10 protein-coding genes are annotated in these 16,948 nt (G+C 73.8%); 3 read left to right on the top strand and 7 right to left on the bottom strand.

Translation table 11 applies throughout. From position 1 onward, the window contains the following. Window positions 1–13: 13 nt before the first annotated feature. The 5 genes from OHB01_RS37005 to OHB01_RS37025 are packed head-to-tail and all read right to left on the bottom strand — an operon-like array spanning window position 14 to window position 7,157. A complete protein-coding gene (locus OHB01_RS37005) occupies window positions 14–1,147 on the bottom strand; it encodes a VWA domain-containing protein (protein WP_147942355.1) in 1,134 nt (377 codons plus the stop codon). Further along, window positions 1,147–3,687 (bottom strand): DUF5682 family protein, encoded by a 2,541-nt coding sequence (locus OHB01_RS37010; RefSeq protein WP_328854626.1) that lies wholly within the window; start codon window positions 3,685–3,687, stop codon window positions 1,147–1,149. Before OHB01_RS37010 ends, OHB01_RS37005 begins: the two co-directional genes overlap by 1 nt. Next, window positions 3,677–4,744 carry an ATP-binding protein gene (locus OHB01_RS37015; RefSeq protein WP_142645370.1) on the bottom strand — a complete coding sequence of 356 codons (1,068 nt, stop codon included), beginning with the start codon at window positions 4,742–4,744 and terminating at the stop codon, window positions 3,677–3,679. The genes OHB01_RS37010 and OHB01_RS37015 overlap by 11 nt, the downstream gene beginning before the upstream one ends. Then, window positions 4,741–6,126, bottom strand: a complete 1,386-nt coding sequence (locus OHB01_RS37020) for a DUF5691 domain-containing protein (RefSeq protein ID WP_328854627.1) — start codon at window positions 6,124–6,126, stop codon at window positions 4,741–4,743. The genes OHB01_RS37015 and OHB01_RS37020 overlap by 4 nt, the downstream gene beginning before the upstream one ends. Beyond that, complete coding sequence (locus OHB01_RS37025) at window positions 6,123–7,157, bottom strand: SWIM zinc finger family protein (protein WP_328855887.1); 1,035 nt, start codon at window positions 7,155–7,157, stop codon at window positions 6,123–6,125. The genes OHB01_RS37020 and OHB01_RS37025 overlap by 4 nt, the downstream gene beginning before the upstream one ends. A 224-nt stretch (window positions 7,158–7,381) precedes the next feature. On the opposite strand from OHB01_RS37025, the gene OHB01_RS37030 reads away from it, so the two are divergent. From OHB01_RS37030 to OHB01_RS37040, 3 genes are all read left to right on the top strand, one after another. Next, on the top strand, window positions 7,382–7,924 hold the full coding sequence (locus tag OHB01_RS37030; RefSeq protein ID WP_328854628.1) for a DinB family protein: 543 nt from the start codon (window positions 7,382–7,384) through the stop codon (window positions 7,922–7,924). 417 nt (window positions 7,925–8,341) lie between these two features. Then, on the top strand, window positions 8,342–11,320 hold the full coding sequence (locus OHB01_RS37035; protein ID WP_328710549.1) for a helix-turn-helix transcriptional regulator: 2,979 nt from the start codon (window positions 8,342–8,344) through the stop codon (window positions 11,318–11,320). A gap of 38 nt (window positions 11,321–11,358) precedes the next feature. Further along, window positions 11,359–12,864: an aldehyde dehydrogenase family protein gene (locus tag OHB01_RS37040; protein WP_147942358.1), complete on the top strand. Its 1,506-nt coding sequence runs from the start codon at window positions 11,359–11,361 to the stop codon at window positions 12,862–12,864. A gap of 264 nt (window positions 12,865–13,128) precedes the next feature. On the opposite strand, the gene OHB01_RS37045 is transcribed toward OHB01_RS37040, so the two are convergent. Continuing rightward, window positions 13,129–16,098, bottom strand: a complete 2,970-nt coding sequence (locus OHB01_RS37045) for an AAA family ATPase (protein WP_142645375.1) — start codon at window positions 16,096–16,098, stop codon at window positions 13,129–13,131. A 13-nt stretch (window positions 16,099–16,111) separates the two neighbouring features. Further along, complete coding sequence (locus OHB01_RS37050) at window positions 16,112–16,780, bottom strand: hypothetical protein (protein WP_142645376.1); 669 nt, start codon at window positions 16,778–16,780, stop codon at window positions 16,112–16,114. Window positions 16,781–16,948: the final 168 nt, after the last annotated feature.

Consider the following 16,948-nt stretch of genomic DNA (forward strand, 5'->3'; position numbering starts at 1 on the left):
CGGACATTACATATCACCGTCCGGGCGCGGGAATGCGACCTTGGTCGTACGACCGGCGCTCTATGGCGGCCGCCATGAGGCCGGGAAAGGCGTCCGGCGAGCAGGCGAAGACCGGCACGCCCATCGCGGCCAGCGCCGCCGCGTTGTCGTGGTCGTACTGCGGCGTGCCCTCGTCCGACAGCGCGAGCAGCACGATCACCTGGACCCCGGCGGCGGTCATGGCGGCGATCCGGCGCAGCATCTCCTCACGCGGCCCGCCCTCGTACAGGTCGCTGATCAGCAGGAAGATCGTGCCGGCCGGCCGGGTGACGAGCCGCTCGCAGTAGGCCACCGCGCGGTTGATGTCGGTGCCGCCGCCGAGCTGGGTGCCGAACAGCACCTCGACGGGGTCGTGCAGCCGATCGGTCAGGTCGGCCACGGCCGTGTCGAAGGCCACGAACGAGGTCTTGAGCGAGCGCATCGACGCGAGCACCGCGGCGAAGACCCCCGCGTACACCACCGATGCGGCCATCGAGCCGCTCTGGTCGACGGCCAGCACGACCTCCCGCTGGACGGCCCGCTGCCCCCGGGCGTACCCGACCAGCCGGGACGGCACGACGGTCCTCCGCTCGGGGAGGTAGTTGCGCAGGTTCGCCCGGATCGTACGGTTCCAGTCGACCTCGGCCGTCCTCCTGGGCCGGTGGGTCCTCGCCGAGCGGTCGAGCGCGCCGCTGACGGCCGTCAGGGTGCGCCGCGTCAGCCGGGCCTCCAGCTCCCGCACGACCGTGCGGACGACGGCCCTTGCCGACTCGCGTGCCCGCTCCGGCATCAGCCGGCTCAGCGACAGCAGCGTGCCCACCAGGTGCACGTCGGGCTCGACGGCCTCCAGCATCTCGGGCTCCAGCAGGAGCCGGGTCAGGTCGAGCCGCTCGATGGCGTCCTTCTGCATGACCTGCACGACACCCGCGGGGAAGCACTCCCTGATGTCCCCCAGCCAGCGGGCCACCCGGGGCGCGGACGCGCCGAGGCCGGCGCCGCGTTGCTCCTGCGCGTCGTAAAGGGCCGTGAGGGCGGCGTCCATCCGGGCGTCCACGCCTTCGAGCGTCCCCTCCGCCGCGCCGCCCAGCACCAGCCGCCAGCGGCGCAGCCGCTCCTCCTCGCCGTCCATCAGGCCCTCCCCGCGTGTCCCAGGATCTCGCGCACGGTCCGTACGGCCGCCGCGGCCGGCCCGTCGTCGTACCCGGCCTCCTCCTCGCCACCGGACGCCGCGCCGGAGCGGACCCTGCGGCCGATCATCCGCCGCTCCGGCGCGGGAAACGCCCCGAACGTGCGCCGCAGCAACGGCAGCACGTCCACGAACGCCTCGGGTGACAGGCCGGTGAGCCAGGCGTCCACGACGGCCAGCAGGCGCGGGTCGTGGACGAGCAGCAGGCCGCCCCCGGACAGGAAGCCCTCCATCCAGGCCGCCGACCGGGCCGGGAGGTCGCCGGACGACATCGCCCGCGCCATGCGGGCGGCCACGTCGTCCTCCAGCGCCTCGGCGTCGAACAGGATCCGCACGATCCGGCCGTCGAGCAGCCCCGGCAGGTCGTCGCGCCGGGCGATCCCCGCCAGCGTCGCGAGCCACCGGCCGCCGCCCATCAACCCGGCGGCCGTGTGGACGCCGTCCATCAGCGCCGCCATCTCCCGGGCCGCGTCCTCGTCCAGCCCCGTGAGGGCGGGCGACAGCCCGGCGCAGATCCGCGCGAGCATCGACTCGGTGACGCCCGCGAGGCCCTCGGTGCCGCGCACGTCCCCATAGCGGCGGGCCCGCACGAGCGCGGGCAGCGCCCCCATGAGGTGGCGCACCTCGCCGTCGAGCGCCGCCCGGTCCTCTATCCGCCCCAGGACATACGTCAGCGCGTCCGGCAGGTGGGCGAGCAGGCAGCGCTCGACCAGCGCGGCCAGCTCGGGCAGGCCCGCGCCGTTCGCGAGGTCGCGGACGCGGGCGGTCGCCGCCGCCTCGACCGTGATCCCCCACACGGCCGCCTCGATGAGGGCCACGTCGAGCTCCGGACGCCACTCCAGCGACCACGACTCCTTGAACGTCCCCTTGCTCCGGGCCTGCCGTGGCGTCCCCCAGGGCACGCCCAGCAGGGCGAGCCGGTGCAGCAACCGGCTGCGGCCGAGGTCGAGCGGCCTGCGCAGGTCGAGGTCGTGCTCCCCGGCCATGACCTCGGGCTTCATGCGCAGCCGCCGCTGCTCGTCGCGCAGGTCACGCCGCAGCGGCACCATCGGCGTGGTGTCCGGCACCCGCCCGAGCCGCTCCCCGACGACCATCCGCCGCCGGACCAGCTCGACCGGCAGCTCGTCGCCGCCGCACAGCACCGCCCTGACCGCGTCGGTGACCTCCGACAGACCGGCGAGCGGCCTGCCGCGCAGCGCCGCCAGGCCCTCGGCCAGCCGTACGGCCTCGATGACGTGCGCGGAGGAGACGGGCAGGCCCTCCTCCCGCAGGATCGCGGCGGCGCGGGCCAGCCAGCGCTCCACGGGGTGGTCGGGCGCCGTGAACAGGTGCTCGTACCACCCGGGCGCGCCGACCCCCGCGCCGTAGCCCGCGCCGGCGGCGAGCCGTCCGTGGGTCCACGGCACCCAGGTCACCTCGACCCTGACCTTCGGCAGGCCGCGCAGCAGCCGCTCGTCCTCAGCCGCGGAGGGCAGCCCGCCGGGCCCGTCCGGCGTGCCCGGGCCCGGCCCCGCGGTCCGGCCGGTCTCCCGGGCATGTCCCCCGGGCACTCCCGGTGCAGGCGAGGCCGGTGCAGGCGGAGTCGGCGTGGGCAGGGTCGGTGCAGGCGGAGTCGGCGTGGGCAGGGTCGGTGCAGGCGGAGTCGGCGTGGGCAGGGTCGGCGTGGGCAGGGTCAGTGCGGGCAGGGTCAGTGCGGGCAGGTGCCAGGCCCCGCAGACCACCGCGATCCGGGTGAAGCCCTCGCGCGTCGCCTTCCGCAGCGTCCTGCGCATGTACGCCTCGCGCCGGGCCTCGACGCCCTCCGCGACGTGCCCCTCACGCGCGGCCCGCATCGCCTCGGCGACCACGTCGAGCGTCCCGGCCTCGCCCCGGTGCTCGACCAGGTCCTCCCACCACCGCTCCGGGTCGTCGTATCCCGCCGCGCGGGCGAGCTCGCCGATGGGATCGCGGCGTACGGGGTCGGCGTCGAGCGCGAGGCTGTGCGCGGCGGGCAGGTCGCAGAACCGCACCTCGACGCCCGCCCTGACGGCGTAGGCGATCGCCTGCCACTCCGGGGAGAACTCCGCGAACGGCCAGAAGGCGGCCCGCGACGGCTCTCCCGGCACGTACGCCAGCAGAGCTACGGGCGGGCGCATGCCGGGATCGGCGGCGAGCGCCACTAGGGCGTCGGCCTCGGGCGGGCCTTCGACGAGCACCAGATCGGGCCGGATCCGGTTCAGCTCGTCGCGCACGGCCCTGGCCGATCCCGGCCCGTGGTGCCGCACCCCCAACACCGACACCCCCGGCACCGGCACCCCCGGCACCGGCACCCCCGGCACCGGCACCCTCGGCACCGGCACCTCCTGCGCCGGATCCTCCGGCCTGCTCCCGCCACCCGAGTGGCCCCGGTCGTCGTGGTCGTCGCCACTCCGGGAACCGCCCCGGCCGCCACGCCGGTCGCCGTCCGGGCCGGGGAAGGCGCCGGCGGCGATCTCAGCCGGCATCGCGGCAGGCCCGGTAGAAGTCACGCCAGTCGTCGCGGTCGCGGACGACCGTCTCCAGGTATTCCTGCCAGACCACGCGGTCGGACACCGGGTCCTGGACCACCGCCCCCACGATGCCGCCCGCGACGTCGGCCGGGCGCAGCACGCCGTCCCCGAAGTGGGCGGCGAGCACGATCCCGTTGGTGACGACCGAGATGGCCTCAGCCGTGCTGAGCGTGCCGCTTGGCGACTTGATCTTGGTCCGCCCGTCGGAGGTCACGCCCGCGCGCAGCTCCCGGAAGACCGTCACAACGCGGCGGATCTCCTCCAAACCGGTCACGGTCTCCGGCAGCTCCAGGGCGCGGCCGAGCTGCGCCACCCGCCGGGCCACGATGCCGACCTCCTCCTCCGTGCTGGCGGGCACCGGCAGCACGACGGTGTTGAACCGCCTGCGCAGCGCGCTCGACAGCTCGTTGACCCCGCGGTCGCGGTCGTTGGCGGTGGCGATGACGTTGAAGCCCTTGGCCGCCTGCACCTCCTCCCCCAGCTCGGGGATCGGCAGCGTCTTCTCGGACAGCACGGTGATCAGGGCGTCCTGGACGTCGGACGGCATGCGGGTCAGCTCCTCGATCCTGGCCAGCCGTCCCTCCGCCATGGCCCGCATGACCGGGCTCGGCGTCAGCGCCCCTCGGGACGGGCCCTCCGACAGCAGCCGCGCGTAGTTCCACCCGTAACGCACGGCCTCCTCCGCCGTGCCGGCCGTGCCCTGCACGAGCAGGGTCGAGTCGCCGCTGATCGCCGCGGCGAGATGCTCGGACAACCAGGTCTTGGCCGTGCCGGGCACGCCGAGCAGCAGCAGTGCCCTGTCGGTGGCGAGCGTCGCCACCGCGACCTCGACGATCCTGCGCGGGCCGATGTACTTCGGCGTGATCTGGCCGCCGTCCCCCAGCACGTAGGTCGTCACCGCCCAGGGCGACAGCCGCCAGCCCGGTGGGCGCGGCCGGTCGTCGGTCTTCGCGAGGATCGCCAGCTCGTCGGCGAACTGGTCCTCCGCGTGCGGGCGCAGAATGCCGGTCACTCAAGCTCCTTCAGCATCTCGGAACGGAAGCGCAGGGTCGCGGCCAGCTCGGGGACCTCCCCGGCGTGCTCGTGCATCGCGGGGTCGAACCGCTCCCCCGCCAGCCGGATCAGCTCACCGGCGTTCCACGGTTGCGTCCGCGTGGTCTCGACGATCTTCTTGAGCACGGCCCTCGCCAGCCGGTGCCCCCACGGCCGCGGCACGCCGCCCAGCATCATGACCATCTGGCCGTCCACGGGATGGCCCGCCACGAGCTCGGCCGCCCGGCGCGACCGCTCCTCCGGCGGGAGCACGGCCAGCAGGTCGGTCAGCGGCTCGGCCTCGAACAGGGCACGCGCCCACGTCGCGTCCCGCTGCAGGATGGCGGCCCTGGTCCAGCCCATGCGGACCTCACGCTGCCAGTCGCCGATCCGGGCCGCCGCGATCTCGTCCGGCGGCATGCCGAGATGATCCGGCCAGAACGACAGCGGCGTGTGCGCCACCACCTGCTGGAGCCACCAGCCCCGCGTCTCCATCCCGGCGGGCGGCCGCGCCCTGACGCCGTCGCGCTCCATCTCGCCGTCGCACTCCGGCGGCGGCTCGGCCCGCAGCCGCGAGCCGTCCCCGGTCACGAGACGGCGCGCGCGTGCGGTCATGCGCAGGGCCAGCCGCGACCGCGGCAGGCGGGTGAGGAGGTCGGCGGCGGCCTGCCGCACCTCGCGGCGCCGGTCGTCGAGCACCGCCTCCAGGAACGGTTCGTCGGCCATGCCGAGGCCGTCGGCGAGGATCGTCACGAAAACAGCCCGGTCTTCCGGCGTCTCGGCGCTCCAGCCGCGTTCGAGCAGCTCCCGCGCGGCGGCCGGGTCACGGCGCCGCAAGGCGGCCAGGAAGGCACGCCTGTCGCCGCTGGTGCCGAGCTCCCACACCTCGTCGGGCGGCACGTGCGCCGGCTCCGCCAGCAGATAGGCCCATGCCGGGTTGAGACCGGCGAGCCAGCGGCCCCGGGCTCCGGTGACCGCCCCCAGGCAGGCGCGGATCGACCGGTCGCGGGCCCCGAGGTCGAGCAGCCCGGGAATCATCTCGGCCGGGACCCGCACCCGCCGCGCCGCCGCCGTCTCCAGCCACTCGGTCAGCAGCCTGCTCTGCTCCCCCGCGAGCATGCGGGCCAGCCGGTCCGCGGCGGCGCCGGGTACGAGAGGCATCGTCTCCGCCGGCGCGGGAACCGGCGGACTGCCCCTGCCCGTCCGCCGTCCCGCGCGCATCCGCACCACCTGCTCGGCGGCCCGCTCCAACAGGCTCTCCGGCGGGACGGCGCGGCGGCCGGCGCCCACCAGCGCGGTGGAGACCAGCTCCTCCCACGAGACCCGTCCGGCCTCCCATCGCCCGGAAACGGCACGCGTCATAACCGCACCGCCCCGCCGTCCTCGTTCCACACCGTCAGCGGGAGCAGCCCACGCGGCGTCCACTCGGCGGCGACCGTCACCGGCCGCCCGCCGGAGACGGCCAGCAGGCGCCACGGGACGCCCGCGGACGGATGCAGCGGAAGTGCGTTCCCCTCGTCGTCCGCGAGGCCGTCCGGGCACGGCACGGCCCCGTCGAGCACCAGCGGCCAGGAGTCGGTCCAGGGATCGGCGGCGAGCACCTCGGCGATCAGCGCGGGCACCTGGGAGACCTTTGTGCCCGGGGGCGGCCCGGCGTCGACATGGCCCCGCCGCCCGGCCACCAGGGCGCGCAGGGGCGAGGCCCCCGGATAGAAGGCCAGGTCGGCGTCGATCGTCGTGCCGGGCGGCGGAAACGTGTCGAGCGGCTGCCCGGCCGGCGCGAACGACAGCACCATCGCCAGACGGCCCGTCGTGCGTCCGGCCAGCCACACGCGACGGGCGACCAGCCGGTCCTGCTCCTCGTCGCGGCAGCCGACGACATCCCAGTGGTCCCGAACCGCCGGGGTGGCCAGGACCGACTCCCTCATGACGGGGAATCCCACCCGCGCCCGCACGGTCTGCCGCAACGGCCCGGGCAGCGCGGCGGCACGGCGATGGGCGACCGCGAGCAGGTGAAGCAGCGCGTACTCCCCGAGCAGCAGGCCCGGCCAGTCTTCGGCGCCGAGCACCCGCGAGAGCCGGGTGACGGTCCCCGCCACACCCGGCGCCTGCGCGTCGACCAGGCGTCTCGCGAGATCCTCCCAGTCGGCCGGCCCCGTCTGACGGGCCTGCGCGATCCCCTGCCCGATCTGGTCGGCCAGCCACCGCTCCAGCTCCGACAGGCCCGCGGCGACCCTGCTCTCCCGCTGCTCGGCCTGGCTGCGCCCGGCCGCCACCCGGCCACCGGCCCCGGCCCCGGCGCCGGCATCGGTCTCGGCATCGGTGCCGGCACGGGCGCCGTCCACCCCCGCGTCACCCGTGTCCCGGGTCGCGGCCTGGCCCCACCGTGTCATCACCCGCCGCACAGTAGCCCCGGGCTCCGACAATTAGCCGCGCCCGCGAAACGGGGCCGGTCCGGGCCCGGCGGCGGGGCGGAGCACGTCCCTTCTCACCCACGCGAAAGCGGATGGGCGGAAGGCTCCCGGCGTGCCGGAGAGCCTGGCGCTTCCTCCCCCATGTGAGCGGACGGGCCCGCGCCCGGGCGAAAGTGTCGGAGCCGTCTGGCAGAGTCGGGCCCGTGAACGACATACCCGAGGTGAACTATTCGAAGAAGTGGGACGGCGATCGCCGGTCCACCCCGCCCCTCGTCGGCGACGAGCGGGAGATCCTCACGGCCTTTCTCGATTGGCAACGCGAGACGTTCGCGATGAAATGCGCGGGGGTCCCCGGCGATCGGCTGTCGGACAAGGGAGTGCCGCCGTCCGGGCTCAGCCTCCACGGCATCCTCCGGCACGTCGCGGGCGTGGAGCGGTGGTGGTTCCGCATCCAGTTCGCCGGTGAGGACGTCCCGCTCCTCTACTACTCCGACGACGACCCCGACCAGGACTTCGAGGATCTGGACGGAGACGTCGAGGAGGCGTTCGCCGTGTGGCGGGCGGAGTGCGCGCGCTCCCGTGAGATCGTCGCCGCCCACTCGCTGGACGAGACCGGCGTCCACCGCGCCACCGGGCAGCCGATCTCGCTGCGCCGCATCCTGGTGGACATGATCGGCATCTACGGCCGCCACAACGGGCACGCCGACCTGCTCCGCGAGCGGATCGACGGCGCCACCGGATATTGAGGGCTGCGGGAGGCACAGCGGGTTCTCGCCCTCGATGGACCGGGAGCTCACGTCGTCGCAGATCGTGGTGACCGGCGATCTCGCCGTTGGCGCGGACGACCACGTCCGGCTCCGGCTCCGGGACGTCCCAGGACGAGTCGGGCCGTACGGCGATCGCCTGCCCGTGCCCGCGCACCCGCCGGCCGAGCGACTTGAAGAACAGCTCGGGGTGGGGGGCGTCATACGCCTTCTCCTCCACGTCGGGGCCGCGGCTCTCCTCTGTGGGGGTCCGGACGGCGGGCCCGGGCCGGTGCCGCTGCTGGGCGAGCACCTCGGCACGGCCGGCCACCGGAACGGGTGGGCGCCGACGTCGGGGGCACGGTTTTGTCGGGGCCGCGTGTCATACTCGCCTGCGTGGTTGCGCGTACGCCGCAAAGAGTGCTGATCGGGCGTTCTGCCGAGCTCGATCGGCTCCTGGGCGTGCTCGACTCCGCGGCGGCCGGGCTCGCGGGGGTCGCCCTCGTGGGCGGCGACGCGGGGATCGGCAAGACGCGGATCGTGACCGAGCTGTGCGACCTCGCGCAGCGGCGGGGCTTCGTGACGCTCACCGGCCAGTGCGCCGAGCTCGGCGACGCCCTGCCCTATCTGCCGCTCGCCGACGCCCTGCGCGGAGCCGCCGACGCCGACGGACCGGTCGGTCCGGCCGTCACGGCCCGTCCCGCGCTGCGGCGGCTGCTGCCCGGCGACGAGGCGGGCCCCACGGAGGCGACGACCGGGGGGCTCGCCCAGCAGCGCCTGTTCGGGTCGGTGCTCGACATGCTGTCGGAGGTGGCCGGGCGGCAGCCGGTGCTGTTCGTGTTCGAGGACCTGCACTGGGCCGACCGCTCGACCCGCGACCTGCTGGTCTTCCTCACCCGCATGCTGCAGCGCGAGCGGGTGTGCCTCGTCGGCACCTACCGTACGGACGACCTCCACCGCCGCCACCCGCTGCGCCCGGTCCTGGCCGAGCTGCGGCGGCTGCCGCTGGTCACCTCCGTCGAGCTGCCGCCGCTCGGCGACGACGACATGGCGGAGTATCTCGCCGTCCTCGACCGGTACGGTGAGGGCCCCGCGGGGCCGGTGGCGGAGCGCGGCCTGACGACCGTGATCGAGCGCGCCGGCGGCAACCCGTTCTTCGCCGAGGAGCTCCTGGCGGCCGGCGCGGAACGGGCGCGGCTGCCCGGAACGCTCGCAGACCTGCTGCTCGCCCGGGTGGAGACCCTGTCCGACACCGCCCGCCAGGTGCTGCGGGTCGCCGCGGTGGCCGGCCGCCGGGTCGGTCACGACCTGCTGCGCGACGCGACCGGGCTCGGCGACCTGCCGCTGGAGGACGCGCTGCGCGAGATCGTCTCGCAGCGGCTGCTCACGGCGGGCAGCGACGGCTACACCTTCCGGCACGCGCTCCTTCAGGAGGCCGTCTACGACGACCTGCTGCCGGGCGAGCGGACCCGCCTGCACACCGCGTTCGCCGCGCTGCTCGCCGAACGCGGCGGCGCCCCCGCCGAGCTGGCCCATCACCACCTCGCCGGGCACGACCTGCCGGGCGCGCTGCGGGCGTCGGTGGAGGCCGGGCGGATGGCCGCCGGGCTCGGCGCGCCCGCGGAGGCGCACCGGCACTACGGGCGGGCGCTGGAGGTCTGGGACCAGGTGCCGGAGGCCGAACGGCTGGCCGGGGCGAGCCGGCCGAGGATCGCGCTGGCCGGCGCCGCCGCGGCGGCCGCGGCGGGCGACTACCACCGGGCGGCGGAACAGGTGCGGCGGCTGCGCCATGAGACCGACGACCCGGCCCTGATCGCGGAGACCGGCGAACGCCTGTCCTATTACCTGGCGGACGCGGGCGGCGACGAGGCCGAGGCGGTCGCGGCCGCCCGGGAGGCGGTGGACGCCGCGCCGCACAGTCCGCTGCTGGCCAGGGCTCTGGCCACCTACGCCCGCGCGCTCTTCCGGCAGTACCACGACAAGGAGGCGGCGGCGACGGCGGCCAGGGCGCTGGAGGTCGCGGAGGCCACCGGCGCCCGCGACGCGGAGGCCAGCGCGCTCGTCTCGCTCGCCCTGCTCGAGGAGGAGTTCGGGACCAGCGTCGAGCAGGCCGTCGATCTCCTCACGCGCGCCACCCGCCGCCCCTCCGGCGACCTGTCCATCGACCTGCGGGCGCGTTTCAACCTCGCCCGCATCCATTACGAGAACGGCGCCCTCGCTGTGGCCGCCCGCATCACCGAGGACGGCGTACGGCTGGCCGAGGAGACCGGGCTCAACTGGAGCACGTTCGGCACGGACCTGCGCTTCCTGAACTACCTGGTGCACTACGCGGACGGCGACTGGGACGCGGCGGAGCGGCTGGCGGGAGGGTTCGGCGTCCGGGTCGGCACCAGGGCCGAGGCCCAGTTGTCGTCGTTCGCCCTCTTCGTCGAGGTGGGCCGGGGGCGCCCGGGCGCCGAAGAGAGACTGCGGTGGCTGTCCCGCTTCTGGTCGGACGACCTGATCAGCTACATGGGCCGCGGCATGGCGGCCGAGCACGCGCTGTGGCGCGGCGACCCGCACACCGCGCTCGACCACGTCAACGCGATCGTCGCGGTGCTCGAACCGTTCGATCCCAGCCTGATCCGCATCGCGGCCACCGGCCTGTGGGCGCTGGCCGACCTCGGCCGGACCGGCGAGCCCTGCGACGACCTGCTGCGCCGGGCACGGTGGGCGGCGGAGAACGGGCCGAACGGCCCGCGAGGCCGGCTGGGGCCGGAGGGAGTGGCCTGGCTGGCACGGGCGGAGGCCGAGTGGCACCGCGCCAACGGCACGGAGGATCCGGAGGTCTGGCGGCGTGCCACCGAAGCCTTCGGCTTCGGCTTCGTCTACGAGGAGGCGCGGTCGCGGTGGCGGCTGGCCGAGAGCCTGCTGCGGGCGGGTGACCGCGCGGCGGCCCGCGTCGAGTGGGAGCGCGCGGTGCACGTCGCCGCCGCGCTCGGAGCCCGGCCCTTCCTCGAAACGCTGAGGGCGGTCGGGGCACGGGCCGGATTCCCCGACCCGACGGCGGCCACCCCAACGGCGACCCCCACGGTCACCCCAGCGGACGCCTCGGCGGTCTCCACGTCCGCCCACGACGGCGAGGCGCAGGAGACCGCCGCCGGTGAGCCGCCGGGAGCGGCACGCGAGCCGGGGCGGCTGGCCGCGCTCACCACGCGTGAGCGGGAGGTGCTGGCCCACGTCGCGGCCGGCCTGGCCAACCGGGAGATCGGCGATCGGCTGTTCATCTCGCAGAAGACGGTGAGCGTGCACGTCTCGAACATCCTGGCCAAGCTCGGCGTGACCAGCCGCACCCAGGCCGCCGCGGTCGCCCTCCAGGAGGGCCTGTCGCCGGGTGCCCCGGACGGAAATACTGTGTAATCAAGGCGTGGCACCAGCAACAATTCCGGAGGTCAGCGGTGGCTGTGCAGATCGTTTCCGTCGTCGCGGGTGAGGAGCTCGCTTCGGGCACGCCGTACGAGTCCGTCAACCCGGCGCGGCCCGCGGAGACGGTGGCGACCGTCCTGCTCGCCGGCGCGGACGACTTCGCCGGCGCCAGCCGCGCCGCGTCGGTCGCCCAGCGGGAGTGGGCGCGCGTCCCCGCTCCGGTGCGCGGCCGGGTGATCGCCTCGATCGGCCGCCTGGTCGAGGCCAACACCGAGGCGCTGGCCCGGCTGGTGACCGAGGAGATCGGCAAGCCGTACGCCGAGGCGCTGGGCGAGGTCCGCGAGATCGTGGACACCTGCGACTTCTTCCTGGGCGAGGGCCGCCGCCTCTACGGGCAGACCGTGCCGTCGGAGATGCCCGACAAGAGCCTGTTCACCTTCCGCGTCCCGGTCGGCGTGGCGGCGGTCGTGACCGCGGGCAACTTCCCGGTGGCGGTCCCCTCGTGGTATCTGGTCCCGGCGCTGCTGTGCGGCAACGCGGTGGTGTGGAAGCCGGCCGAATACGCCGCGGCCTCCGCGCACGCGCTCTATCGGCTGTTCGCGGCGGCCGGGCTGCCCGACGGCGTGCTCAACATCGTCTTCGCCGACGGCGAGCAGACGTACGCGGGACTCGACCGCGCGCTCGGCGAGGGCACCGTGCAGAAGGTCGGCTTCACCGGGTCGAGCGCGGTCGGCCGGGCCGTCGGCGAGCTGTGCGGGCGGCACCTGCAGTCGCCCTGCCTGGAGCTCGGCGGCAAGAACCCGATGGTCGTCATGCCGGACGCCGATCTCGATCTCGCCGCCGAGGGCGCGCTGTTCTCCGGCTTCGGCACCGCCGGTCAGCGGTGCACCTCCCTCGGCACGGTCATCGTGCACGAGGACGTCCACGACGAGTTCCTGCGCCGGTTCACCGCCCTCGTGCGCGACGCGAAGATCGGCGACCCGAACGGCGACGTGCTGTACGGCCCGCTGCTCGACCACAAGTTCGCCGAGCGTTACGAGGAATACCTGGGCTGGATCCAGCCGCACCACACCGTGCTGCCGGGCCCGGTCGGCCGGATGGACGGCGAGGGCCTCTACTACCACCCCGTGGTGGTGGACGGCGTCCGTCCCGATGACCGGCTGTTCCTGGAGGAGACGTTCGGTCCGATCGTGGGCGTGACGACGTTCGCCACTCTCGACGAGGCGATCGACCTGGCCAACCGGCCCGGATATGGCCTGTCGTCGTCCATCTACACCTCCGACCCGAAGGCGGTGTTCCGGTTCCGCGAGGGCGTGTCGGCCGGCATGGTCAGCGTCAACAACTCCACCTCCGGCGCGGAGGCCCACCTGCCGTTCGGCGGGAACGGCAGGTCGGGCAACGGCAGCAGGCAGAGCGGCATGTGGGTGCTCGACCAGTTCACCCGCTGGCAGGCGATGAACTGGGACTACTCAGGCCGCCTGCAGAAGGCCCAGATGGACGTGGCGGAGATCACGCCCGATCTGGGCTTCCGCCTCTGACCCGGAGAACCACGGCCCCCGCGGGCCCTTCGCCGGGCGCCTCTTCAGGGCCATGCGCTCGGCGCGCCGTCCGTCCACGATCGCGGCACCGGCGGCCGTGGCGCGGACGGGAAACGGATCCGGGTGGCGCTCCACCAGGCCCACGCGCTCCGGCTTGGTCACCATCTGGGTGATCGCCGACGCGGTCCCGGAAACGCCGATCCCCGGCGGGCGGCGCCCACCGGGGATCGGATCGCAGGGCCGGACGGCCAGGACGTCTCAGGCTCAGGACTCCGGGCCTCGCCTGCCGTCGTAGCCGAGCAGCCGCATCGCGACCTCGGGGTCCATGGCCGCCGCGAGCAACTGCGCGCGTTCGGCGGCCCGGTCTCTGGCCTCCTCGGCCCGCCGCCGCCCCGCCTGGTGTGAGCGGACCAGCAGGAACGCGACCGCGATGCCGCCGATCACCGCGACCAGCGCGACGGCCAGCAGGACGGCCGTGCCCGCGGGCACGCCCGCGACGGAGGCGCCCGCCGCGCCGGCCGCGCCCCGCGGCGCGGCGAACAGCAGCACGCCCAGGAGCATGAGCAGCACCACCGCCACGACCACGCCGACGACCGCCCACAGCGCGCCGTACGACGCGCGGGACGGCTCCGCGGACGACCGGGCGAACGGCGGGGCCGGGGCGACCGGCGGCGGCGAGCCGCTCCACGGCACGAAGTCCGGCTGCGCCGGGGCGACCGGCTGCGTCGCCGGGGTGTGCCCGTTGCCGCCGGCCAGGCCGTTGGGCGGCGGCGCGACCAGCACCGGCGCGGTGCCGCCCGAGGACGCCGGCACGACCGACGCCTCGATGACCCGGCTCCGGGGCAGCGGAAGCTCGACCGGGACCTCGCTGTGCGCCTTGTGGGCCGCCGCCGCGGCCGCGTGGTAGGTCTCGATCTCCTCGTAGAACTCGTCGGAGGTGTAGACGGTGCCGTCGATCAGCGGGCCCATCCTGCCCTCGATGACCGCGACCACGTCGTCGCCGTTCAGCGTCTTGTGCTGCTCCAGCGCGTGCGCGACCGACAGCACCTCGCGGCGGTTCTCGCGCAGCAGCTCGGCCGTCTTCTCCAGCAGCCGGCTGAGGTTGAACTCGATCCGCTCGGGGAGCATGTCGGGCACCATCTCGTCGCGCCGGCCCGCCGGAGTGCCGGTGAAGCCGATGCCGCCGCCTCCCGGCTGCGGCTGGGCCGCCTTGCCCTCGCGCAGGCCGAGCTCCTGCAGCGCCGGCAGCGACGCCACCCCGATGCCCATGCCCCAGTGGGCCTCCATGAGCCCGGTGATCGCGGTCGCGCTCTGCAGGTCGCCGGAGACGCCGGAGGAGTTGTCCTCGCCGAAGAACATCCGCTCCCCCGCCAGCGAGGCGAGCGACACCATGATGTCGGCCTCGTACTCCGACTTCCACCGGGTGAACTGGTCCTCCGGCTTGATGCTGGCCACCATGCCGAGGTAGTCGGCGCCCTTCTCGATCGTCGCCAGGTCGATCTCCAGGTGATGGCGGGTGCGGTAGGCGGCGACCGCGTGGCACGCCTCGTGCACCGCGACCGCGTGCCGCTCACGCTCGATGTATTCGACGTCCTCGGGCGGCCCGAGCTGCTTGAGCCGCTTGGCCCGCATCACGTCCGACCAGGTGATGGTCTCCCGGCCGTCCCGGATCGCGGTGATCAGCGACTCGTTGACCAGGTCCTTGATGGTCGCACCGGTGGCGTACGGCGTGATCGTGGCGAGCTTGTCGATCTGCTCGTCGGTGAGCTGGTGGCTGACCTTGTCGAAGTAGCCCTTGTACGTGCGGATCCGGCCCGCCTTCGAGGGATAGCCGACCTTGTAGATGCGGTCGATGCGGCCGGGCCGCAGCAGGGCGTCGTCCAGCGCCTCGGGCAGGTTGGTGGCCATCATGATGAGGATGCGGTATTTCGGCGGCGGCTTGGGCCGCATGCCGAGCAGCCTGCGCACATAGCGGTTGACGAAGCCGCGCGGCTTCTTCAGGCCGGAGATCTCGGTGAGCAGCGCCTCCAGCGTGCCCATGCCGCCACCGCCGCCGCCCATGCCCGCGCCGTACACGAGGCGGTTGACGAAGGCGCCGGTGCGCGGCATCCGCGCCGGCGCGGCCTCGGCGGCCGGGCCCGCGGCGTGACGGCCGAGCACCGTACGGGTGTGCGGGTCGAGGTAGGCGAAGCCGTTGCAGCCGGAGTCGGCGAACGGCGCCGGGACCGACCTGCCCCAGCCGCCGGGTCCGCCCTGCGCCAGCGCGCCGCGGCGGCCGAGCGAGTCGGCCTCGTCGAAGAACACGATGACGCCGCCGTACCGCAGGGCCAGCTTGCGCAGCTTGCGGAACAGCGACTTGACCTTGAGGACGCCGACGCCGAAGAACATGTTGATGAACGCGCCCGGGTCGACGAACACGTACGGCTTGCCGGTCGAGCCGGCGACCGCCTCGGCCATGAGCGTCTTGCCGGTGCCGGGCGGGCCCCACAGCAGGATGCCGCTGGGCACGTAGCCGCCCCTGGCCTCGATCTCGTCCGGCTTCTCCAGGAAGACGATGTTCTCCTTGACCCGCTCGACCACGTGGTCCTGGCCCCAGACGTCGGAGAAGCGCGTCTTGATGTCGTCGGGGTAGTAGACGTCGACGCCGCCCCGCGACAGGAACCAGAAGATCGCGACGAACTGGCCGACCGCGACCACCATGATCAGCATGAGCTGCAGGACCATGGGGAGGAAGCCCCACACCGTGGCCGGCACGCTGTACAGCGCCTCAAGCGGCGAGACCTGCTGCACCTTGCCCAGCACCAGCGCGATGATCGCGATCCACACGGCCCACTTGATCGCGCGGGAGATGCGGTAGCGGTTCCAGTCGTTGAACCTACGATGCGACCAGCGGTTCCAGCCGCCGAAGACCCTCTGCGTCCAGAACCGGTGATAGCCGGCCGAGCGCTCGCTGATGAGGAAGTGGATCTGCCGGACCACCTCGATGCCCGCCAGCCACAGCACCCACGACGCGTTCCGGACGGTCATCACCGCGGCGTCATAAGGGGAGATGATGCCCTCGTACGTCGCGATCTCGTTCCAGTACAGCACGCCGAACGCGACGGCGAGCAGGATCAGGAACTTCGTCCGGTCCCACAGCGGCAGACGTTTCCTGGTGAGCGGGTCGCGGTCCACCGGACCCGACCCCGGCTCGCGAAGCCCCTCGTGGTGCTTCGGTGGGAGGGCCGTACTCATATGAGGGGCTCCTTCACGGGTTGATGAGGTGCTTGACCTTGAAGGACTTGACGACGGTGCCGATCTCGGCGGCCCGCTGGCGGTAGCACGCGGGCGAGCAGCGGATCAGCAGAGTGGACGCCGTCGTCCCGTCCGCCGACAGGTAGGCCGTCCTGTCGAACGTCTGCACCGTGTCTCCCACGCGGTAGTTGTAGACGGTGTGGACGCCGCGGACGCCGTCCGTGATGGGCAGCACCTCGTCGGCGAGCAGCTCGAACCCCGTCAGGCCGCTCGCCTCGAACTCCTTCTGCTGCTCCTCCGTCAGCGGCACCGGCATCGGAGGGGAGACACGCAGCAGATTGAGCGACGCCGCGTTCTGCTCGGCCTCGCTGAGCTTCTGCACCTTGGCGAACACGAAAGGCTTGTCGTCGTTGCCCGCGGAGCCCAGGACAAGGTGCGTGAGGGACGGCTCGTCGTAGGCGTCGAACGCCGCCGTCCACATCGCCTGCCTCGCGAGTTGTGCGGTGGCGGAGTCGGCATCGCCGAAGAGTTCCTTGTCGAGCGTCTTCTGGTCGATCTGCCGCCATGACGCGGGGACCTTGAAGTAGGTGCCGCCCGTATCGTCGCGTACGTAGGTGTATTCGGGGCCGGCACAGCCGGACAGCACAGAGGCGGCCATCGCCGCCCCCACGACCGTTCCCACCACCCCGGTCCTTACCCGCGGTCTTTCCACCAGGGCCCAACCTCCGCTTTGCGGGTCTACGAGGTAGTAGTGCCCGTTTTCCAACTATCCTTCCCAACGGTAAGTCTGCGACGCGCCGGAAAACTAGACCAAATCTTGCTCGGATCTTGGCTCATCCTGTTATCCGGA

The organism is Microbispora hainanensis (assembly GCF_036186745.1).
In the GTDB taxonomy this organism is placed as follows: domain Bacteria; phylum Actinomycetota; class Actinomycetes; order Streptosporangiales; family Streptosporangiaceae; genus Microbispora.